This window comes from Acidocella aminolytica 101 = DSM 11237 (genome assembly GCF_900129125.1).
Taxonomy (GTDB): Bacteria; Pseudomonadota; Alphaproteobacteria; order Acetobacterales; family Acetobacteraceae; genus Acidocella; species Acidocella aminolytica.
Window position 1 is genome coordinate 1 of record NZ_FQVJ01000015.1, and the last position, 21,061, is coordinate 21,061.

The 21,061-nt window shown below is 60.0% G+C and carries 21 protein-coding genes and 1 riboswitch; of the genes, 8 read left to right on the plus strand and 13 right to left on the minus strand.

Going from position 1 to position 21,061, the window contains the following annotated elements; genetic code table 11:
* The 6 genes from BUB54_RS09545 to hemE all read right to left on the minus strand — a co-directional run.
* The coding region (locus BUB54_RS09545) for an IS630 transposase-related protein (RefSeq protein ID WP_073211517.1) at positions 1 to 277 on the minus strand (277 nt) is incomplete at its 3' end.
* Positions 278 to 335: 58 nt separating this feature from the next.
* The gene (locus tag BUB54_RS09550; protein WP_175556496.1) at positions 336 to 650 is read right to left on the minus strand and encodes a LysE family translocator; all 315 of its coding nucleotides are present in this window, start codon (positions 648 to 650) and stop codon (positions 336 to 338) included.
* 183 nt (positions 651 to 833) lie between these two features.
* Positions 834 to 1,283, minus strand: a complete 450-nt coding sequence (hemJ, locus tag BUB54_RS09555; protein ID WP_048878128.1) for a protoporphyrinogen oxidase HemJ — start codon at positions 1,281 to 1,283, stop codon at positions 834 to 836.
* Positions 1,280 to 1,939, minus strand: coding sequence for an HAD family hydrolase (locus BUB54_RS09560; RefSeq protein ID WP_048878127.1), 660 nt, complete (start codon positions 1,937 to 1,939; stop codon positions 1,280 to 1,282). Before BUB54_RS09560 ends, hemJ begins: the two co-directional genes overlap by 4 nt.
* Positions 1,929 to 2,957, minus strand: coding sequence for a ferrochelatase (gene hemH / locus BUB54_RS09565; protein ID WP_048878126.1), 1,029 nt, complete (start codon positions 2,955 to 2,957; stop codon positions 1,929 to 1,931). The genes BUB54_RS09560 and hemH overlap by 11 nt, the downstream gene beginning before the upstream one ends.
* Positions 2,954 to 3,964 carry a uroporphyrinogen decarboxylase gene (hemE, locus tag BUB54_RS09570; protein ID WP_048878125.1) on the minus strand — a complete coding sequence of 337 codons (1,011 nt, stop codon included), beginning with the start codon at positions 3,962 to 3,964 and terminating at the stop codon, positions 2,954 to 2,956. Before hemE ends, hemH begins: the two co-directional genes overlap by 4 nt.
* Before the next feature lie 271 nt (positions 3,965 to 4,235).
* Between hemE and BUB54_RS09575 the strand changes: the two genes are divergently transcribed.
* From BUB54_RS09575 to holA, 5 genes are all read left to right on the plus strand, one after another.
* Positions 4,236 to 5,099 carry a pyruvate, water dikinase regulatory protein gene (locus BUB54_RS09575; RefSeq protein ID WP_241869338.1) on the plus strand — a complete coding sequence of 288 codons (864 nt, stop codon included), beginning with the start codon at positions 4,236 to 4,238 and terminating at the stop codon, positions 5,097 to 5,099.
* Positions 5,100 to 5,162: 63 nt separating this feature from the next.
* Positions 5,163 to 5,942 (plus strand): SDR family oxidoreductase, encoded by a 780-nt coding sequence (locus BUB54_RS09580; RefSeq protein ID WP_048878124.1) that lies wholly within the window; start codon positions 5,163 to 5,165, stop codon positions 5,940 to 5,942.
* Positions 5,943 to 6,091: 149 nt separating this feature from the next.
* Positions 6,092 to 8,653 carry a leucine--tRNA ligase gene (leuS, locus tag BUB54_RS09585; RefSeq protein WP_048878123.1) on the plus strand — a complete coding sequence of 854 codons (2,562 nt, stop codon included), beginning with the start codon at positions 6,092 to 6,094 and terminating at the stop codon, positions 8,651 to 8,653.
* Positions 8,637 to 9,149 (plus strand): LPS assembly lipoprotein LptE, encoded by a 513-nt coding sequence (lptE, locus tag BUB54_RS09590; RefSeq protein WP_048878122.1) that lies wholly within the window; start codon positions 8,637 to 8,639, stop codon positions 9,147 to 9,149. The genes leuS and lptE overlap by 17 nt, the downstream gene beginning before the upstream one ends.
* Positions 9,146 to 10,162, plus strand: coding sequence for a DNA polymerase III subunit delta (gene holA, locus BUB54_RS09595; protein ID WP_048878121.1), 1,017 nt, complete (start codon positions 9,146 to 9,148; stop codon positions 10,160 to 10,162). Before lptE ends, holA begins: the two co-directional genes overlap by 4 nt.
* A gap of 9 nt (positions 10,163 to 10,171) precedes the next feature.
* Here holA and BUB54_RS09600 read toward each other — a convergent pair whose 3' ends face one another.
* The 5 genes from BUB54_RS09600 to mnmG form a co-directional block, all read right to left on the minus strand.
* The gene (locus BUB54_RS09600; RefSeq protein ID WP_048878120.1) at positions 10,172 to 12,091 is read right to left on the minus strand and encodes a methyl-accepting chemotaxis protein; all 1,920 of its coding nucleotides are present in this window, start codon (positions 12,089 to 12,091) and stop codon (positions 10,172 to 10,174) included.
* Between the two features lie 184 nt (positions 12,092 to 12,275).
* Positions 12,276 to 13,154, minus strand: coding sequence for a ParB/RepB/Spo0J family partition protein (locus BUB54_RS09605; RefSeq protein WP_048878119.1), 879 nt, complete (start codon positions 13,152 to 13,154; stop codon positions 12,276 to 12,278).
* Complete coding sequence (locus BUB54_RS09610; protein WP_048878118.1) at positions 13,151 to 13,948, minus strand: ParA family protein; 798 nt, start codon at positions 13,946 to 13,948, stop codon at positions 13,151 to 13,153. The genes BUB54_RS09605 and BUB54_RS09610 overlap by 4 nt, the downstream gene beginning before the upstream one ends.
* Positions 13,932 to 14,504, minus strand: a complete 573-nt coding sequence (gene rsmG, locus BUB54_RS09615) for a 16S rRNA (guanine(527)-N(7))-methyltransferase RsmG (protein ID WP_048878117.1) — start codon at positions 14,502 to 14,504, stop codon at positions 13,932 to 13,934. Before rsmG ends, BUB54_RS09610 begins: the two co-directional genes overlap by 17 nt.
* Entirely contained in the window at positions 14,501 to 16,210 is a 1,710-nt protein-coding gene (mnmG, locus tag BUB54_RS09620; RefSeq protein WP_048878116.1) for a tRNA uridine-5-carboxymethylaminomethyl(34) synthesis enzyme MnmG, read from the minus strand. The genes rsmG and mnmG overlap by 4 nt, the downstream gene beginning before the upstream one ends.
* Before the next feature lie 221 nt (positions 16,211 to 16,431).
* Here mnmG and BUB54_RS09625 point away from each other — a divergent pair, with 221 nt between their 5' ends.
* From BUB54_RS09625 to BUB54_RS09635, 3 genes are read left to right on the plus strand one after another with little or no spacing between them, the layout of a single operon-like run.
* Complete coding sequence (locus BUB54_RS09625; protein WP_241869337.1) at positions 16,432 to 16,965, plus strand: DUF1285 domain-containing protein; 534 nt, start codon at positions 16,432 to 16,434, stop codon at positions 16,963 to 16,965.
* An 18-nt stretch (positions 16,966 to 16,983) separates the two neighbouring features.
* A complete protein-coding gene (locus BUB54_RS09630) occupies positions 16,984 to 17,541 on the plus strand; it encodes a CoA pyrophosphatase (RefSeq protein ID WP_048878115.1) in 558 nt (185 codons plus the stop codon).
* Positions 17,542 to 17,591: 50 nt separating this feature from the next.
* Entirely contained in the window at positions 17,592 to 18,671 is a 1,080-nt protein-coding gene (locus BUB54_RS09635) for a CCA tRNA nucleotidyltransferase (protein WP_048878135.1), read from the plus strand.
* A 10-nt stretch (positions 18,672 to 18,681) separates the two neighbouring features.
* Here BUB54_RS09635 and BUB54_RS09640 read toward each other — a convergent pair whose 3' ends face one another.
* Both BUB54_RS09640 and cobO read right to left on the minus strand, forming a co-directional pair.
* A complete protein-coding gene (locus BUB54_RS09640; RefSeq protein ID WP_048878114.1) occupies positions 18,682 to 20,139 on the minus strand; it encodes a cobyric acid synthase in 1,458 nt (485 codons plus the stop codon).
* Complete coding sequence (gene cobO, locus BUB54_RS09645; protein WP_048878113.1) at positions 20,139 to 20,756, minus strand: cob(I)yrinic acid a,c-diamide adenosyltransferase; 618 nt, start codon at positions 20,754 to 20,756, stop codon at positions 20,139 to 20,141. The genes BUB54_RS09640 and cobO overlap by 1 nt, the downstream gene beginning before the upstream one ends.
* Positions 20,757 to 20,793: 37 nt before the next feature.
* A riboswitch (cobalamin riboswitch) is annotated at positions 20,794 to 20,998 on the plus strand.
* The last annotated feature ends 63 nt before the right edge of the window (positions 20,999 to 21,061 follow it).

Consider the following 21,061-nt stretch of genomic DNA (forward strand, 5'->3'; position numbering starts at 1 on the left):
TCTTCAGGGCCACCCAGATCGCGTTGATGCTCACCCCAAACGCCTCGGCCCGCTCCCTCAGAAGGGCCTCGGGATGTTCGAGAACATGCGCCGCCAGAGCCGCTTTATCGAGCTTACGCCGGCGCTCCTTGGCAGGTCTCGGCGTCAAATCTTCTCTGCAAAGCCAGCGGTGGATGGTCATGCGGCTGACGTCAAAAATCCGCGCAGCCTCGGTGCACCCTCCACCCTGGCGCACGTAATCAACAACACGCTTACGCAAATCAACGCTGTAGCTCATCCGCCGACACCCATTAAAGATGACAGAGTTTAGCGCGTAACGTTGTTAATGGGAATCACTATAGTAGCGTGAACCACAACATCGTCAATCCCACATGAATCAACGCCAACACAAACGAATCCACCGTCACATTCGCCTGCGTCGGAATAAATTGTGGTAGAAACGTTACATAAAACACGCCGATTTTCGGATTCAGAAGATTCGTCAGAAAGCCACGCAGGAAGGCCAAAATCCCGGCCTTTCTAACATTAACCTCGCCCCCCATTGGAAAATCATGCTTTAAATTCAGAAGTAATTTCAAGCCCATCCAAAACAGATAAGCGGCGCCAATATATTTCACTACATCATAAGCCAGGGAAGAGGCTTTCAACAACACTCCCAACCGCTGCGCCCCACATTATGCAGCCCAGCCCAATCCCGGTGGCCGTATAAAAAGCCGGGCGTTTCCCACCCGCCGCACAAGCCCGCAATACCATGGCCGTGTCCATGCCTGGCGTCAGGGTCAAAATCCCCGCCGCGGCAATAAACGCCAAAAGCAAAGGCAAGCTGAAGGAAATCAAGGTTTCACAACCACCGCCACAACGATGATAATGAACAAAATCGTCGGTACTTCATTCGCCACACGGTAGAATTTTTCAGGCCGCGTATTCGCGTCGTTCAAAAAATCCCTGCGCCAGCGCGAGCACGCGCCATGAAACCCAAACATCCCTACCAGCGCGATAATTTTAACCCACCACCAAGCGGCATTCCAATTCACCGCTCCGGGCGTAAATACCAGCAATAAACCAAAAATAAACGTGCTGATCATCGCTGGGTTGATAATCTGCTTCAGCAAACGCCGTTCCATCACTTTAAATCGTTCAGACTCAGCGGACCCCAAGCTAGCCTGGCAATGATACACATAAAGCCGCGGCAGATAGAACATTCCCGCCATCCAGGCGGTGAAGCTCATGATATGCAGCGCCAGAAACCATTTGAAAAACGGTAAAAGAACCGGAAATGTCATGCCAGGACCCCGAATATTTCGTCCAGATTGCGGAACACGGCTTTTGCTCCTTCCTCCAGTAACGCCGCCCCATCGCCATGCGGATCAAACCCATAGCCGGTCATCCCCGCTGCCACGGCACCGCGCATGCCAAGTCGGCTGTCCTCCAGAACAATGCAGCGTTCAGGTACAATCTTCGCATCCGCCGCAGCTTCCAGAAACACATCCGGCGCCGGTTTAGCCCTGCCGCCGCGCGCAATCACCCGGGCCGCGGAAATCGCCCTCCCACGCGTAATCTCCAAAAGCCCGGTACGCTCAAACTTCACCGCCATTTCCTCGTCCGAGGAGTTGGAGGCAATCCGCCACTCAAACCCCAGTGCGGTCACACGTTTCAACATCTCATCCGCGCCCGGAATCAAAACGGATTCCTCGGCCAGCGCGTTAATCAGCCTTTGCGCCATATCGGCACGCCACTCCGGCCCCAAAGGCCGCCCCAGCCGCGTCTCGATTTTCGGCTGCATATCGCCAATATTCATGCCCAAAAACTGACGCATCGCCTCTTTGGCATCCATCGTCCAGCCCTGCGCGGTTATTTCCTCCGCCACCACGCGTGAGGCCACGGTCTCGCTGTCGATCAGCACACCGTCACAATCGAAAATAATGAGATCAGGGGGCAATCGTCTTCTCCCAAGGGCAATCCTTATGGGCACCACAAGCCGTCCCGCCCCGGCACAGCCCGGGCTCAGCCGCGCGGCGCACAATCCCAGCCAATGCGCGAATAAAATCCGGGTCGTCATTGGCAACCCGCGCGCGCGCATAAACCGGCACACCAGCTTCCTCCGCCACATGGCGGTTTTCAATATCCAGTTCCACCAGCGTCTCGATATGGTCCGAGACAAAGGCAATCGGTACCACCACCACGCCCACCTTGTCCTTGCCGGCCTGGGTGATCGCGTCAATGGTGCTGGGCTCCAGCCATTTCTGCGGCGTGGCCCGAGACTGGTAGCAAACCTGCCCCTCCACCCCGGTATCGGCCAGATGCGCCATCACAGCTTCACAGCTGGCCTCCACCTCGGCCTGATACGGGTCCCCCGCCCTCACAATGCTCTCCGGCAACCCATGGGCCGAGAACAACACCCGCAGCCTCAGCCCCGGCTGCTGCGCCATCGCATCCTCAATCGCCTCCCGCACCATGGCAGCCGTGGCGGCAATGTAAGCAGGGTCATCATACCAGCAGCACAGCGTCGTCACCGGCGCCATCAACCCCACCCACGCCGCCGCTTCCCGCCAATCCGCCAGTGACGACCCGGTCGTGGTGCTGGAAAATTGCGGATAAAGCGGCAGCAACAACACCCTGTCCGGCGCCCACGCCTTCACCTCCTGCACAGTCTCCCGCGCAAAAGGGTGCCAATAGCGCATAGCGATAAAACACCGGTATTCCGCCCCTAGCTGCGCCTCCAGCGCCCGGCCCTGCTTTTCCGTCAGCTCCAGCAACGGGGATTTCCCACCCATGAGCTGATAATTCTCATACGCCGCCTTCGCGGACGACGCTGCGATCAGCCTCGAAAGCCACACCCTGATAAACCAGGGCGCGCGGATGATCGCCTTGTCGGAAAACAAATTCACCCGAAACGGCTTAATCGCCTCCGGCCTGTCCGGCCCGCCCAGATTGAACAGGACGACAGCCGTTCTCATCCGCTTTGCCTCACCAGTTCCACCAACCGCGCAACATGGGCCTCCGGCACATCCGGCGTAATCCCATGACCTAGATTGAGGATATGGGGATGCCCCCTCACTTCGTCCAGCATCCGCTTCACAGCCTCATCCATGGCTCTCCCGCCCAGTTTCAGCAGCAACGGGTCCAAATTCCCCTGAAACACCGTCCCCGCAGTGCAGGCGGCGCGCGCTTCAGGCAAACCGGTCACGCTATCCAGCCCCACCGCGTCCACACCCGCCTCGCGGGCATATTCACCCAGCATCAGCCCAGCCAGACGCGGAAAACCAATAATTTTCAGCCCCTTGTGCCGTTCCTTCAAGATCTCGCAAATCCGCCGGTTTGGCGAGATCACAAACTCCCGGAACTGCGCTGGCGGAAAAATCCCAGCCCAGCTCTCAAACAGCATCACACAATCCGCCCCAGCTTTCACCTGAGCTGAGAGATATTCAATCGTCGCTTCGGTCAGAACCTTCAAAACCTGCCGGACGAAGTCCGGCTGCTCATAAGCCAGCCGCCGGGTCCGTGGAAATCCGCCCCCTTGCCCATCCAGCATATAGCAGGCCACCGTTGCCGGTCCCCCCGCAAAGCCAATCAGCGCGGTTTCCTGAGGCAGGGAGCCCCTCAGCCGGCTCACCGTCTCCATCACCGGCGCGTACACTCCAGCGGCCTGCTCCGGCTTCAGCGTGCCGATATCCTCTAAGGGCGGCATACGCGGCCCCTCGCCTTCGGCAAACCGGAGTCCCTGCCCCAGCGCCATCGGCAAAATCAAAATGTCCGAGAATAAAATCGCCGCATCAAACCCAAATTTATGTATCGGCTGGAGCGTCACTTCCTCAGCCAGCACTGGGTTCAGGCAGAGCGAGATAAAATCCCCAGCCTTTGCCCGTGTCGCCCGGTACTCCGGCAAATAACGTCCCGCTTGGCGCATCAGCCAGATCGGCGGCGGCCAAACTTCCTTTTTTCCCAGAACATCACGGAATTTCATGTCCACCGCCTAAACCTAATCCTTTCATTTTGAAAGGTATGGTTGGGGTGATTATACCCTGTGGATAACGGGGGTTAACCCAATACGATCACGAATCCACAAACTTATCCACAGCGCAAAACCAGTGCAAACGCTCTATTTTTTGTTTGTCCACCATAGTTACCCACAGCTTGCACAGTTTGGCCTTGAGATTCATCCCCCGTACCTGATTTTTTACGCTTTATCCCCATGATCCCAAAATTGGGGCGCGCCAACCGGAGTTATCCACGCTATGAACCGGATTATGGACAGTGATAAGCTCGATATACACCTGATATCCGACGCAACTGGGGATACTTTGACCGCCTTGGCCCGTGCCGCCGTGGCCCAATTTGATGAGGAACGCGTCTCCTACCACCGCTGGTCCCTGGTCAGGTCCCGCCTGCAGTTGCATCGCGTCTTGGAAGGTATAGAAGCAGACCCCGGCCCCGTTCTCTGCTCTTTGGTCGATGACGCCCTGCGGCATGAGCTGGATGCCGCCTGTGCCCGCCTCGGCGTGCCGCTTCTGCATGTGCTGGACCCGCTGCTGGAAATGCTTCAGGCCCAGTTCGGCGCCCCTGCTAAGCACAAGCCCGGCCGCCAATATGTGTTGGACGCCGATTATTTCCGCCGGATCGACGCCATGCATTTCGTCATTTCCCACGATGATGGCCAGGCCAATCGCGGCATTGGCGATGCGGACGTGGTTCTGGTCGGCGTCTCCCGCTCTTCCAAAACCCCCACCTGCTTTTATCTGGCCAATCGCGGTATCAAGGCTTTGAACGTGCCCCTGGTTCCCAACACTCCCTTGCCAAAAGAGCTGGAAACCGCCCCCTGCCCGGTCATCGGCCTCACCATCGACCCGAAATCCCTCATCGACATCCGCCGCCACCGCCTCAAACTCATTGGTTCCAACGAGTTGTTCGGCCGGACCGACAGTTCAGACTATGTGGATCATGAGGCTGTGGAAAAAGAACTCATCTGGGCGCGGCGCCTTTGTAATGAGCGTGGCTGGCCGACCATCGACGTCACCCGCCGCTCCATTGAGGAAACCTCCGCTACAGTCCTCAAGCTCATGGATAACTGGCACGCCAAACAAAACCCGGTCGCCAAGTAGGCTGGGTTTTCTGTCCGGGAAGGTGGTCTATATAAGCGCCGTCGTTTACCGGAGTGTCTGTTTATGGATCTTGGCCTGAAATCCCGTACCGCCCTCGTCTGCGCCGCGAGTGCCGGGCTGGGCCGCGCTTGTGCCTTGGCTCTGGCGCAAGAAGGCGTGGATGTCACCATCACCGGCCGCAACGCGGACAGGTTGGAGGCCACGGCTCGTGAGCTGCGTACCCTCACCGGCGCCAAAATCTCCATTGCCGCGGGCGACATCACCACGCCAGAAGGCCGCGCCGCCGCTCTGTCCGCCTGCCCCAGCCCCGATATTCTGGTCAATAATGCCGGCGGCCCCCCGCCCGGTGATTTCCGCGATTTTACGGATCAGGATTGGCAAAACGCCCTGAATGCGAACCTCCTCACCCCGATCGCGCTCATCAAGGCGGTAATCGACCCGATGATCGGCCGTAAATTCGGCCGCATCGTTAACATTACCTCCGGCTCGGTCAAAGCCCCCATCCCGCATCTGGGCCTCTCCAACACTGCCCGCACAGGTCTCACCGGCTTTGTCGCGGGGCTGTCCCGTCAGGTCGCGCGGCATAATGTCACCATCAACAACCTCCTCCCCGGCGCGTTTGACACGGACAGGCTGCAAAACCTCTCCCGCGCTGAGGCTGAAAAGTCCGGCCGCAAAATGGAAGATGTTGTCTCTGCCCGAGCCCTCACCATCCCCACGCACCGCATTGGCCAGCCCGAGGAATTCGGCGCCGCCTGCGCGTTCCTGTGTTCCCAGTTCGCGGGCTATATTGTCGGCCAGAACATCCTTCTGGATGGCGGGTTCATCAACAGCACCCTCTAACCACCTCAAAAGCCCAAAGTTTTTTGCGCTGTTTTTCTCCCAAAAAGCAGTTTTTTGGAGCGGTTTAAAAAAAAGCTTTACCAAAAACTTTTAATCCTTGGGTTCCAGCCCTTTGCGCTGCCCTGGCCCAGCGATAAACAGGCGCCACCATGTCAGAAACTGAACCCACGCGTTATGATTTTTCCACTGCCGAGCCGCACTGGCAGGCTGAGTGGAATGCACAAGCCTGTTTCAAGGTCGAGGATGTGCCCGCTGGCAGTCAGCCCAAATATTATGTGCTGGAGATGTTCCCCTACCCGTCGGGGAAAATCCACATGGGCCATGTTCGCAATTACACGCTGGGGGACGTGGTGGCGCGCTATAAGCGGGCTCAGGGTTTCTCGGTCTTGCACCCCATGGGCTGGGACGCATTCGGCCTTCCGGCTGAAAACGCCGCCCGGGAAAACAAGGCCAACCCCGCAGATTGGACCTATAAGAATATCGCCAATATGCGCGCCGAGCTGCAGCGCATGGGCTTCTCGTTGGATTGGTCCCGCGAATTCGCCACCTGCGACCCCGAATATTACGGCCAGCAGCAGAAACTCTTTCTGGATTTTTGGAAAGCTGGGCTGGTGGAGCGCCGCGACGCCTCGGTAAACTGGGACCCGGTGGACATGACCGTCCTCGCCAACGAGCAAGTGATCGATGGGCGCGGCTGGCGCTCCGGCGCGCTGGTGGAGAAGAAAAAACTCTCCCAATGGTTCCTGAAAATCACGGGTTTCGCCGAGGATCTGCTGGACGGGCTGAACAGCCTGGACCGCTGGCCCGAACGCGTGAAGCTGATGCAGGAAAACTGGATCGGCCATTCCCAGGGCGCGGAAGTGAGTTTCAAGCTGGCCAACAGCGAAGAACAAGTCACCGTCTACACCACCCGCCCGGACACGTTGTTTGGCATGTCCTTCCTGGCCATTGCGGCGGAGCACCCGTTGGCGAAGCAAGTGGCAGAAACCAACCCGGACGCCGCCGTCTTCATCGCCGAATGCGCCAGCCAGGGTACGTCCGAAGCCGCGATTGAAGCCGCCGAAAAGCGCGGGTTCAATACTGGTCTGGAGGTCATCAATCCCTTCACCGGCAAATCCCACCCGGTCTGGATCGCCAATTTCGTGTTAATGGAATACGGCACTGGCGCCATTTTCGGCTGCCCCTGCGGTGATCAGCGCGACCTGGATTTCGCCCGCAAATACAGCCTGCCCGTCCCGGTTGTGGTCTCTCCGGAAAAAGACACCGCCCCGGAAATCGGCAATAAAGCGTTGGATGGCGAAGGCTTTATCATCAATTCCGGTTTCCTGAACGGCCTGCCCACCAAGGACGCCAAGCCCCGCGCCATTGAGGAGCTGGAAAAGCGCGGCGTCGGTAAGGCAGTGCAAAATTGGCGCCTGCGTGATTGGGGGATTTCCCGCCAGCGTTATTGGGGCTGCCCTATCCCGGTGATCCATTGCGAAGCCTGCGGCCCGCAACCCGTGTCCGCAGACCAACTTCCAGTCACGCTCCCCGCGGACGTGACATTCGATAAACCTGGCAACCCGCTGGACCATCACCCCACCTGGCGTCACGTCAGCTGCCCCGCCTGCGGCCAACCCGCGACGCGCGAGACAGACACCTTCGATACCTTTATCGATAGCTCCTGGTATTTCGCCCGCTTCACCGCGCCCCATGCCGAAACCCCCACGAAGCTGGATGCCGCCAATTACTGGTTGCCGGTGGACCAATATGTCGGCGGTATCGAGCACGCGATTTTGCATCTGCTCTATGCCCGCTTCTTCACCCGCGCCATGCACAAAACCGGCCATGTGGCGGTGGACGAGCCCTTTGCGGGCCTGTTCACCCAGGGCATGGTCACGCATGAATCTTATAAGGATGAAGCGGGCAACTGGCTTTACCCGGAGGAAATCACCCGCACGTCGGACGGCGCGGTGCTGAAAGCCACTGGCGCCCCGGTTACGGTGGGTCGCGTTGAGAAAATGTCCAAATCCAAACGCAATACGGTGGACCCCGGTGCCATCGTCAACCGATTCGGCGCGGACACGGCCCGTTGGTTCGTGCTGTCGGACAACCCGCCCGAGCGCGATGTGGAATGGACGGAAAACGGCGTGCAAGGCTCTTTCCGCTTCCTGCAACGCCTCGCCCGCGTGGGGGAAGATATCGCCAAATCCGGCCCCTCGCTCGTGGAAACTTACGGTCCCGAAGCTAAAAAACTCCGCCAGCTCGCCCACCGCTCCATTGAGGCGGTGACGAATGCGATGGAAAGCTTCGCCTTTAACCTTGCCGTGGCTCGGCTTTATGAGCTGCTGAACGCCGTGGCCACCCCGTCTGAAAGCCCGGACACGCAGGCCGCCCGGTTTGAGGCGATGGAAATCCTCGTGCGCCTCGCCGCGCCGATGATCCCGCATCTGGCCGAGCATCTATTCGCCAAGTTACGCCCTGGCACCGGCCTGGCCGCTTTGCAGCCCTGGCCCAAAGCTGACCCAGCGTTGCTGGTGGTGGATGAACTCACCGTCGCCGTTCAGGTTAACGGCAAGCTGCGCGGCACCATCCTGGTTCCGGCCGACGCGGGGCAGGATATCGCAATCCCGCTTGCCAAGGAGGCCGTGGCAGGCACAATAGGTACGCAGACCATTGTGAAGCAGATCTATGTACCTGGCAGGATCGTGAATTTTGTCGTTAAACCGTAAATCCTTAGCCCTTTGTGCCTTATTTGCCCTGAGCGGCTGCGGTTTTGCGCCGCTTTATGGCGGGGCGAGGGGGCAGGCCGCCAGCGCCGGACTGGAATCTGTCTATGTGCAGAATATCCCTGAACGCACCGGACAAATTCTACGCGAGACGCTGCAACAGCAGCTTCACACCCAGGGCCAGCCGGTGACGGAGCATTATACCCTCTCCGTCAGCTACAGCATCATGCAAACCGGCGAAGGCGTGCAGGCGGACAGCTCCACCAGCCGCACCCGTTTTAACGCCCACGCGGCCTGGTCGCTTTCGCCCATTGGCCACCCGTCCAAAACGCTGATTTCCGGCAATGCCACGGCCATGGATGCGCTGAACATCATCGACCAGCAATATTTTGCCGCGAATCTGGAAACAGAAACGGTGAATCAGCAGTTGGCCAACGAGATTTCAGCGCAGATTACCACCCAGCTAGCCGCCTGGTTCCGTGCCCACCCTGAATCATGAAGCTGGATGCGGGCCGGACTGACGCGTTTTTAAAGGCACCCTCCGCCCCTCTGGTTCTGCTGCATGGGCCAGATGCCGGGCTGGTGGCTGAACGCGGCTTGGCCTTGGCCCGTACGGTGGAAGGCGCGTTGAGCGACCCGTTCCGGTTCGCGGAACTCTCCAACCCCTCCCCGGATGCCTTGCTGGCGGAGGCAACCGCCGCCTCCCTGGTTGGCGGGCAGCGCGTGGTCCGGGTGCGCGACGCACATGAGCCTTTGGCGAAAGCCCTGGATGCCTTGCTCAAATCCCCGCCGGATGCGCTGGTGATTCTGGAAGCCGGTGAACTCACTTCCCGTTCCAAACTTCGCAGCCTAGCGGAAAAAGCCCCCGGCATCGCCAGTATTGCCTGCTACGCCATAGACCAAGGCAAGCTGCCGCAAATCATCACCGCCCGCCTGCGCGCCCAAGGTGTTACAATCGACCGCGAGGCCGCCGCCTGGGCCGCGCAAAATCTCTCAGGCGAGGAAGGCCCGTTGCGTCAGGCGCTAGATGTACTGGTGCTGTATGCGGGGGATACACAAACGCTTTCGCTGGAAGATGTTTCCTCCATCTTGGCCGATGGCGGTGATACCTCGGTTGGAGACGCCATCGACGCGGCCCTAATCGGCGATCTGGCCGCGACGGATAAGGCTTTGTCCCTCGCTTATGAGGAAGGTGCTTCCCCGGTCGGGCTGATTCGTGTGCTTTTATCTGAGTTGGCGCGCCTGCGGCTGGCCGCCGGGGCCATGGCGGAGGGCGCTTCCGCGCAAGAGGCGATGAGTGGCATGCGCCCGCCGGTCTTTTTCAAACGTCAAACGATTGTGCAGAAAATGCTGCGCCTCTGGCCGTTAAAAGCGCTGGATCAGGCTTTGGCGGTGGCTTTAACGGCGGAAGCCGCCTGCAAAACCACCCATATCCCGGAGCAGGATTATTGCCGGCAAACGATGCTGGCTCTGGCGACACGCGCACGTAGCGCCGCCAGAGCCAGAGATTAGCGGGTTATCTTAAAACTCGTCCCAATCATCATCCCGGCCGGAGATTTTCTTGAAACTGCCCGCGAAGTTGGGTGAAGGCGCTGGTGCGGCCACGGTTTCAACCGCCCGGCGTGGTTTGGGCGCCGCCGCCGCGCGCGACTGTGTCTCGATGCGAAAGCGCGAAATCAGCCCTTCCAACGTTTCGGCTTCAGAAGACAGCGCATGGCTAGCTGCAGTGGCTTCTTCAACCATGGCGGCGTTTTGCTGGGTCATCTGGTCCATCTGGCCCATGGCGGTGTTCACCTCCGCGAGGCCATTGGCCTGAACGGTGGCGGATTCGGATATCTCCTTCACCATTTTGTTCAAATTCCCCACCTGTTCGACGATTCTCTCCAGCGCCTCACCGGTCTCGCCCACCAATCGCACGCCAGCTTGAACCTGCGCTCCGGAGGTGGAGATCAGGGATTTAATCTCCTTCGCGGCTTCGGCCGAGCGCTGAGCCAGGGCACGCACTTCGGTAGCTACCACGGCAAATCCGCGCCCGGCATCGCCAGCTCGCGCGGCTTCCACCCCTGCATTCAGGGCCAGAAGATTCGTCTGGAAGGCGATTTCGTCAATCACGCCGATAATATTGCCGATCTGCTGGGAGGATGTCTCAATCTCGCTCATCGCGCTCACTGCTTCGCGCATCACTGTGCCGGAATGGGCGGCGGCGCCGTGCGTTTCATTGACAACTTTCAGAACATTCCCGGCATTGCTGGCGGTTTGTTTCACCGTATCCGTCACGCTGGCCAATGCGGCGGAGGTTTCCTCAAGCGCCGCTGCCTGGCGTTCCGTTCGCTTGGCGAGATCGTCCGCCGCCTGCATCATTTCGGACGCTCCGCCCCGCACACCGGATGCATTCTGACCGATTGCGTACATGGTCTCCTGAAGTTTTTCGAGCGCGTCGTTAAAATCCACGCGCAATTTTTCATAAGCGGTGGGGAAGCTTTGATCCAACCGGGAAGCGAGATCTCCATTCGCCAGCCGGTTCAGGCCGGTGGCAAGGGCCGCAACCATTTCACCCTGCTCCTCCGCGAGACGTTTGGCATCAGCCATGCGCTGCTGTGCTTCAGCCTCTTGGGCACGGCGGCTGGCGACGGCTTCTGTTTCCAGCTGCGCTTTCTGTGCGGCATTTTCACGGAACCGGGTCAACGTTTCCGCCATTGTGCCAATTTCATCCGTGCGGTCGCTATAGGGAATTTTCGTATCCAGACGGCCATCAGCAAGGTGACGCATTGCTTTGCTGAGGCCCTGAAGCATTGAGGAAATATGCCGACGGGAGGCAAACACAGCCAAGAGATAAAGTGCTAGCAGCGGGACAAAAAACAAAGCCAGTGTCAGAATTTCATGATTCATGTCTGCATAGACATCGTCTACGTAAACGCCGGTGCCGATAATCCACCCCCATTGAGGCACCGCGACCATGCTGCTCATTTTAGGCTGCGGTGGACCGCCGGGCACACGCGGAAATTCGTAATGCTGAAAAAAGGTCTTTCCGGCCTCGGCGGCATCCAGCATAGCGGGCAGGAAGATTTTGCCCTTCGCATCCGGCACGTTCAGCTGGTTGGTGCCGATCATGGCTTTGTTGGGGTGCGCCAGCACTACGCCGTCTTTGTTATACACAAAAATATAGTTTTTACCTTGATAGCGGATTGCGCTGATCGCGGTGAGTGCCGCTTTTTGCGCGGCTTGTGTGGTCAGAGTACCGTTTTGGGCTTCTTCCACATAGTGGTCTGCGATTGACCGTGCTGTATTATCAATCGCAAGAATTTGTCCTTGCTTGGCGTGGATCTCCAGCTTGTAGGATTGCGTGACAGAGGCAATTGTACCCGTGGCCATAAGGCCCAGCGCGAATAAAAACAGCAAGGTAAATTGCCAAGTAATAGATAACCGGCGGAGAATTTGCATTGGCGGCCCTCATCCAAAACAGTTTGCGCCCGCTGGACGCATGAGGTCTGGACTATGACCAAAACCGGATAAGATTGCGTTAATCTGGTAATTTCGGAATCAGATATGTTCCACGTGGAACATCTGACAGGGATATCGGAAGCGAGACGCCTGATGTTCCACGTGGAACATCAGGGAGGATGAGTTATTTGTTCAGAAGCGCCAGCAAGGAATCGAGTTGGTCGAGGTCGGCGTAGTTCAGCGTCAGACTGCCGCCCTTACCGTTAAATTTGATATCAACTTTCACGCCGAGCCGCTCGGACAGGCTTTTCGCCAAAGTAGCGATTTCGCTGTCTTCGGTCTTGTGCTCACGCGGTTTGCGAGTGGCATTTTCCTGGACAATGGACCGACCGAGCGTTTTGGCCAGAGCCTCTGTCTGTCGGACGGACAGTTCCTTAGCCACAACTTCCCGCGCGACCTTCAAGGGCTCGGGGTGGGCCAGCAGCGCCTTGGCGTGGCCGGTGGTAATCTGCCCTTCTTTCAGCATGGTTTGCACAAGCGTAGGGAGTTGCAGAAGCCGCATGACATTAGTGATGTGACTGCGGGATTTGCCAACCGCTTCGCCCAGCTTGTCGTGGCTGAGTTTAAATTCCTCAATCAGCCGCTTATAGCCTTCGGCCTCTTCCACCGCGTTCAGGTTTTCGCGCTGGAGGTTTTCAACTAGACCGGCGGCCATGGCGTCTGCGTCGCTGAGGTCGCGCACCAGCACGGGCACTTCATGCACCTGCGCGCGTTGAGAGGCACGCCAGCGTCGTTCACCCGCGATAATCTGATAATGCCCGACAACGCCCGGTTTGGGTCGGACCAGCAGCGGTTGCAGAATGCCGCGTTGAGAGATTGAGTCCGCTAGCTCCTGCAACGCGGATTCCTCCATCTCCTGCCGGGGCTGGAAAGGGCTAGGTTCAAGCAGATCAACCGCCAGATGCTGAACGCCAAAAGCGGTGACGCTGGTTGGGGTTGCGGCCTCGCCTAACAAAGCGGCCAATCCCCGGCCCAGGGGTTTACGCGGTTCCTTTCCGCTCATGCCATTTCCTTTCGTGCGCGCGCACGGCGCAAAAACTCAGCTGCCAGGGCAAGGTAAGCCTGTGCCCCGGTTGAGCGGAAATCATAAAGCAGGACTGGAATCCCGTGGCTAGGGGCCTCGGTGATACGGATGTTGCGGGGGATGGCGGTTTCGAACACTTTATCTCTGAAATATGTGCGGACTTCGTTGCTCACTTGTTCGGAGAGGTTGTTGCGCTTGTCCGTCATGGTCAGGACAATGCCTTCAATGGTCAGCTTTGGATTCAAATTGCGTTTGACCATATCGACCGAGCGCATGAGCTGGGAAATACCTTCCAGGGCGAAAAACTCAGCCTGTAAGGGAACCAGAATGGCATCCGCCGCCACCAGTGCGTTGAGGGTCAGCAGAGCCAAGCCGGGTGGGCAGTCGATCAGCACGATATCGGCGTCACAGCCCTGGTTCAACGCGTCGCGGAGCAGAAATTCCCGGCGGTCCTGCTGGCCGAACTCAATATCCGCGCCGATGAGATCCGCTACGGCGGGAATGATGGAAAGATTTTCCACTTCAGTCCGCAAAATGGCTTCCGCCAGCTTGGTTTCTCCCGCCAGCAAGGAATAAGAGCCGCCATTTCGGGCTTCGTGCTCAATGCCAAGCCCGGTGGAGGCATTGCCTTGCGGATCGATATCAATCAGCAGGACCTTAATGCCTCCAATCGCGAGTGCCGCGGCGAGGTTGATGGCGGTGGTGGTTTTGCCAACCCCGCCCTTCTGGTTGGCAACGGCGATAACGCGCGGTTTTTTATGCGGCTCCGGCATATCGGATCTGGCTCACTTTCAGGATGCAGCTTTCACCCCACGCAGGGGCGGACAGGCGTTCGGCGTCCATGTGCCAGAGCGAGGAGGCGAGCGTCAATTCGGTATCCACACCTTTTCCCTTCGGAAACAGGCAAAAACCCTCAGGGGTGAGCAAGGGGGCTGCGAGGCCCAGTAATTTTTCCAAAGGCGCCAAGGCCCTGGCGGTGATGAGCGGGGCGGGTTGAACGGGGGCGGATTCGATGCGGCAATTATGAATTTTCGCGGGGGCGCCGGTCTGGCGCGCAGCTTCCATCAGGAACGCGGCTTTGCGAGCGTCTGATTCAATCAGCTCAAACGGGATGCCGGTGGCGATGCACAGAATTAACCCCGGGAAGCCCGCACCGGAGCCAAGGTCGATGGCGCCGGGGGTATCCTTGGGAATATAAGGTAGTAGGCGCAGGGAATCCTGCACATGACGCTGCCAGATATGGTTGAGGTCCGCCTTGGAGACGAGGTTGATTTTCGGCGACCATTTTAAAACGAGCGCCGCGAAATCACGGAGTTTTTCTTCGTTCATGCGGCGCGGCTGGCCTTTCTGAGGGCGCCGAAAATGGCGCCGAGGGCGGCGGGGGTCATGGCCTCAATCCGCCCGGCGGCGGCGAGGTTTTGCGGGCGGGTGCGTTCGAGCTTTTCACGCAGCTCAGAGGACAGGCCGCCAACATCGGCATAATTGAAATCGGCGGGGATTTTGACAGCTTCGTCCTTTTCCCGGGCGCGGATTTCGGAATTCTGGCGGGCGATATAGCCGGCATAGAGCAGGTCGGCGCGCAGAATTTGGGCCGCCCTGCCCTCGCCTTCCGGCTTGTTGTTGAAAGATGCGATTTCGGCTTTCAGCGCGGCAAAGGCTTGCGCGCGCGCAGAGCCGACGCAGCCCCAATCCAGCCCTTTTTGGGTCAGGCGGAGCTCGGCATTGTCGGCGCGCAGCAGCAGGCGATATTCGGCGCGGGAAGTGAACATGCGGTAGGGTTCGGTCACACCCTGGGTCACCAGATCGTCGATGAGAACGCCGATATAAGCGTCCGAGCGGGAGAGATGGACCGGTGCCGCGCCCCCTGCCCTGCGCGCGGCGTTCAACCCCGCCATGAGACCTTGGGCGCCAGCTTCTTCGTATCCGGTGGTACCATTGATCTGCCCAGCAAGGAAAAGCCCAGGGAGGGCCTTTAGGTTTAAGGAATGGTCGAGGGCGCGTGGGTCCACATAATCATATTCCACCGCGTAGCCGGGGCGCAAAATTTTCGCGTATTCCAGGCCCGGGATAGTATGGATGAGGGCCACTTGCACGTCCAGCGGCAAGGAGGTGGAGATGCCGTTGGGGTAGATGGTGTCATCATCCAGCCCTTCGGGTTCCAGGAAGATCTGGTGGCCGGGTTTTTCTGAGAAGCGGACAACCTTATCCTCGATGGAGGGGCAGTAGCGCGGGCCGCGCCCGGCAATATTTCCGCCGTAAACGGCCGATTTATTTATGTTTCCCCGGATGACCGCGTGGGTTTCCTCGGTGGTGGAGGTGATGCGGCAGGAGATTTGCGGGTTGGTGATTTGGGATGTGAGTGCGGAGAATGGCTCCGGCGGGTTTTCGCCTTTGTCTTCCGGCAGATTGTCCCAGTCGATGCTGGATTTGGCCAGACGCGCGGGGGTACCGGTTTTCAGGCGGCCCAGCGGTAGGTTGAGGCGGTGTAGATCCGCCGCCAGGGTGCAGGAGGGTGCATCCTCCACCCGGCCGCCGGGCTGCATCTCGGTGCCGAAATGCAGGACGCCGTTGAGGAACGTACCGGTGGTGAGCACGGCGGCGGCGCAGGAGAGAGTTTTGCCGGAGGCGAGTTTAACGCCGGTGAGGCGGCCATTGGCGGTTTCCAGCCCGGCGGCTTCGTCCTCTAAAATCGTGAGATTCGCCTGCGCGGCGAGCAGTATCTGGATGGCGTTGCGGTAGAGCTTGCGGTCCGCCTGGGCACGCGGGCCGCGCACGGCGGGGCCCTTGGCGCGGTTGAGCAGTTTGAAATGGATGCAGGCTGCATCAGTGGCTTTGGCCATCAGCCCGTCCAGCGCGTCGATCTCACGGACGAGGTGGCCCTTGCCAATGCCGCCAATGGCGGGGTTGCACGACATCTCCCCTAGCCGAGCTGCGTTTTGCGTGACCAGGAGGGTGTGCGCTCCGTAACGGGCGGCGGCGGCGGCGGCTTCCGTGCCCGCGTGGCCACCGCCGATGATGATGACGTCATAGTCCATGCGCGGGGTTTAACGAGTTTGCCGGAAAAATGCCAAATGTTTGAGTTAGCGGTAACATTTTCATTTGTCGGTTTTTGCAGGGATAGGGGGTGTTATATTTCCGTTCCCGGCCCTATTTCAACGCTTCAGGCGCCTGCCTATATGTCAACAGTAGCGTAAGGAGTTTGGGCAAATTGAACCAGATGGGGAACGGAAGGCAGTTTCGGAATTCGGCCGATTCAATGCCGGCGCGTTCCGTGGCCGACTGTGGAGATTTGCCGTTTTTAATCCGCCGGGATGGGACGTGGCTTTATAAAGGCAGCCCGATCAGCCGTAAGCCGATGGTCTGCTTGTTTTCAACCGTGCTGACGCGCGATGAGGATGGGAAATATATTCTGGAAACGCCGGTGGAGCGCGGGCGGATTGAGGTGGAGGATGTACCGTTTCTGGCCGTGGAACTGGAATGGAGCGGCGGCGGGAAGGACCAGGTTCTGTGTTTCCGCACCAATGTGGACCAGTGCATCACGGCCGGGCCGGCGCATCGGATCCGTGTGGCTCATGATTTGCTGAGTTGCGAGCCTACGCCTTATCTTCATGTTCGTGATGGAAAAGGCAGATTTCCGATTGAGGCGCGGATTAGCCGCGCTACATATTATGAACTGGTGGCGCTGGCCGAACCTGGAATTGTGCGCGGGCGCAAGGTGCTGGGGGTGTGGAGCGAGGGGATTTTCTTCCCGCTCGGCGATATGCCGAATTGCTGCAAGGATGCGGACTGACGCCCAGAGCGGTGCGGCGTGAAAGAGGCGGCGTTGCGGGCAGCGTTTCCCGCCGGTTTGGCGCATGAAAGTCTGGCGCCGGGACGGTTGCGGCAGGCGGCGGTTCTGGTGGGGATGGAGCCCGGAAAGGGCGTATGGCTGACCCGGCGCAGCGCCAGAATGCCGACTCATGCCGGGCAGATCTCGTTCCCGGGCGGGAAAATCGAAAAATTTGACTCCTCACCCGAGGCGGCGGCCTTGCGCGAAGCGCGCGAGGAGATTGGGCTGGACCCGGCGCCTGTGGCGATTTTAGGGCGGTTACGGGACCATATTACCGGCACGGGGTTTCATATTACGCCGGTGGTGGCGTTGCTGCCCGAAGGGGTGAGGCTGGCGCCGGAAGAAAATGAGGTGGAAGCGTTGTTCCCACTGCCCTTCTCAGATTTGTTGAACCCGGAATTTCCGGTGCGGCGCAAGGGGGTGTGGCGCGGCGGGGAACGGGCGTTCTGGGTGTGGCCGCACCAGGATTATGTGATCTGGGGCGCGACGGCGGAGATTTTGCGGCGGCTGGCGCTGCGGTTGCGGGGGGGTGTGTGATCTGTTTGCCGGGACTGGATGCGGTGTGGGCGGCGGTGCCGGAAGCCAGGATGGTGGGCGGCGCGGTGCGCGACATGCTGGCCGGGCGGGAGGTAGCGGATGTGGATTTTGCCTCGCCCTTGGCGCCTGAAACCGTGATGGCGCGGGCGCGGGCGGCGGGGTTGAAGGCGGTGCCTACCGGCATTGCCCATGGTACGGTGACTATTGTGGCCGAAGGGCAAGGGTTTGAGGTGACAACCTTGCGCCGGGACGTGCAGACGGATGGGCGGCACGCGGTGGTGGCCTTTACCGATGACTGGCGGGAGGACGCAGCGCGGCGGGATTTCACGATCAATGCGATGAACTGCACGCGCGGCGGCGAAATTTTCGATTATTTTGGCGGGCGGGCGGATTTGCAGGCCGGGATTGTGCGGTTTGTGGGCGATGCGCGGCAGCGGATTGAGGAGGATTATCTCCGTATTTTGCGGTTTTTCCGGTTTTTCGCGCGTTATGGGCAAGGCGCGCCGGATGCGGCGGCGGTGGCGGCGATTCAGGCGGGGCGCGCGGGGCTACGGCAGCTTTCAGCCGAGCGCGTGTGGAGCGAGGTGAAAAAGATATTAACCCCCCCTGCCCCGCTGGCCGCCGTGACTTTGATGCATGAGACAGGTGTACTGGAGGTGGTGTTGCCCGGCGCGAAGCCGGAGCGGCTGGCGGCATTGCTGGCGCGCCGGGCGCCATGTGAGCCGCTATTGCGCGTGGCGGCGCTGACGGATGAGGATTTGGCCACGCGGCTGCGGTTAAGTGGGGCTGAGGCGGCGCTTCTGGCTGGCTGGCGCGGGACGTTGGCGTTGCGACCTGGGGATGATGAGGCCACGCTGCGCCGGGCCTTGGCGGCGGAGACGCTGGAGATTTTGCTGGGCCGGGTGTGGCTGCAAGGTGGAGAGGATGCGGGCTGGGCCAGGTTACGGGACCGGCTGGCGGCGACGGAGCGCCCGGTTTTTCCGCTGCAAGGGCGGGATTTGACGGCTTTGGGGGTGCCTCCCGGTAAAAAGCTGGGGGAAATTTTAAGGCTCACCCGCCAGAATTGGCTGAAAGGCGGGTGTGTGGCGGATAAGCAGTTCTGCCTGGATTTGGCAAAGTCCCTGATATAATCAAGGGGGTTCAGGCGCTCAGGGTTAATAACGAGTCCAGCTTGAGATGCGTTTCAAGATGCGCGGCCAAGCTATCCAATACGGTATTTATCCCTTTGGCGTGGGGGCGGGATGACATGGGGACGCCCAGTGTGGCCAGGAAGGCAGCGCGGAAGGCGTCTTCATGGAACAGGCCGTGGAGATAGCTACCCATGACGAGGCCGTCTTGTGATTGCGCGCCGTCTGGCCGGGGGCCGACCATGGCGAAGGGGCGGGATTTGTCCGGCCCTTGGCTCTGGCCGAGATGGATTTCGTAGCCCGAGACCCGCAGCCCGCTTTCGGAGTGGATGGCCTGCACCAGCCCGAGCTGTTTTTGGTGTGCCATGCGGGTGGTGATGTTCAGCAGCCCGAGCCCTTTTGTGGTGCCGGGCGGGCCTTCCAGACCGTCCGGGTCCGCGATGTCCTGCCCCAGCATCTGATAGCCGCCGCAAATTCCCAAAATGCGCCCGCCGCGCCGGTGATGGGCCAGCAAGTCAATGTCCCACCCCTGGGCGCGCAGAAAGGCGAGGTCGCCGCGTGTGGATTTGCTGCCGGGGATGATCACCAAGGCGGTATCCCCAGGGATGGGGTGGCCGGGCTCGACCAGAGTGAGATCCACACCGGGCTCGGCTCGCAGGGGATCGAGATCGTCGAAATTGGCGATGCGGGAAAGGGCGAGGCAGGCGATTTTCACGGCGCCCGGCGCGATGGAGACAGGGCGGGGGCGGCGGAGGTCTTGTGCGTCTTCACCCGGCAGGCGGGTGGCGGCGGGGAAGTAGGGCAGCACGCCAAAACCGCGCCATCCCGTGCGGGACTGGATGAAGCTGTAACCGTCATCAAACAGACGCGGGTCGCCGCGGAATTTGTTGATGATGAAGCCTTGCACCAAGGCGGCATCATCCGGCGTCAGCACGGCCTGGGTGCCGATGAGCTGGGCGATGACGCCACCCCGGTCGATATCCCCCACCAGCACCACGGGCACATTGGCTGCTTGGGCAAAGCCCATATTGGCGATGTCACCCGCGCGGAGATTGACCTCGGCCGGGCTGCCCGCGCCTTCGATGATGACGAGGTCATACGCGGTGCTGAGGCGGTGGAAACTCTCCAGTACCGGGGCCAGGAGTTTGGGTTTATACGCGGCGTAGTCACGAGCTTTCAGTGTGGCCACGCGGTGACCCTGGACGATAATTTGGGAGCCGGACTCGCTTTCAGGCTTCAGCAGCACGGGGTTCATGTCCGTGACCGGCGGCAGGCCGCAGGCCAGGGCCTGCAAGGCCTGGGCGCGGCCGATCTCCCCGCCATCAGCCGTGACAGCGGCGTTGTTGGACATGTTTTGCGGTTTGAACGGCGCTACCTTCAGCCCGCGCCGCAACGCCGCGCGGCATAGCCCCGCCACCAGCAGAGATTTGCCGACATTTGAGCCCGTGCCTTGCAGCATTAACGCGCGCATCAGAACTCCACGCCGGGCTGGGCTTTGATGCCGTCCCGGAAGGGATGCTTTGTTGAGCCCATTTCGGTGATGAGGTCGGCGGCTTCCAGTAAGGCCGACGGCGCGTTGCGGCCGGTGAGGACCACATGGGTCAAAGGTGGTTTGTCGGTGAGGAGAAAGTCCGTTACCGCGTTTATATCCAGGTAGTTATAGCGCAGTGCGATGTTGATTTCGTCCAGCAGCACCATGCGGTTGCGCGTGTCACGGATCAGGGCCTTGGCTTTTTCCCATCCGGCCTGGGCGGCAGCGATGTCTCGGGCTTTGTCCTGGGTTTCCCAGGTGAAGCCCTCACCCATGGCATGAAACTGGCAGAGATGGGGAAAATGCGAGGTGAGCAGGCGGCGCTCGCCCGTGTCCCACGCGCCCTTGATGAACTGTACCACGGCGCAGGGCATCTCGTGTGCGATGCAGCGCAGAATCATGCCAAATCCGGCGGAGGATTTGCCCTTGCCCGGCCCAGTATGGACGATGACGAGTCCTTTTTCCCCGGTTTTGCCCGCCATGATTTTGTCCCGCGCGGCCTTGATGCGGGCCATTTTGGTGGCGTGGCGGGCGACGTCATCAGGGGAAATGGTCATGGCGGCTCTCCTTGACTCTGCCCCGCACATGCGGCCTTGTGCGGGGGACCGTGCTGGTGCCTGGCTTATGTCAGGCCAAAAGGGAATGCGATAGGGGCCCCGCCCTGAATCGCAGCCGCCCCCGCGACCGTGACCGGAGAGGTTGCCCAATGCCACTGGCGATAAGCCGGGAAGGCGGGCGCCGCAGGGCTTCATCGCCCCTATCCGCAAGCCGGGAGACCTGCCAGCGCAAAGGGTTTTGAACGAGCGGACGGGGTGTGCCGCTGCGGGTTTTTTGCGCGCGGTTAACGCGTGTTCCCCGTTTT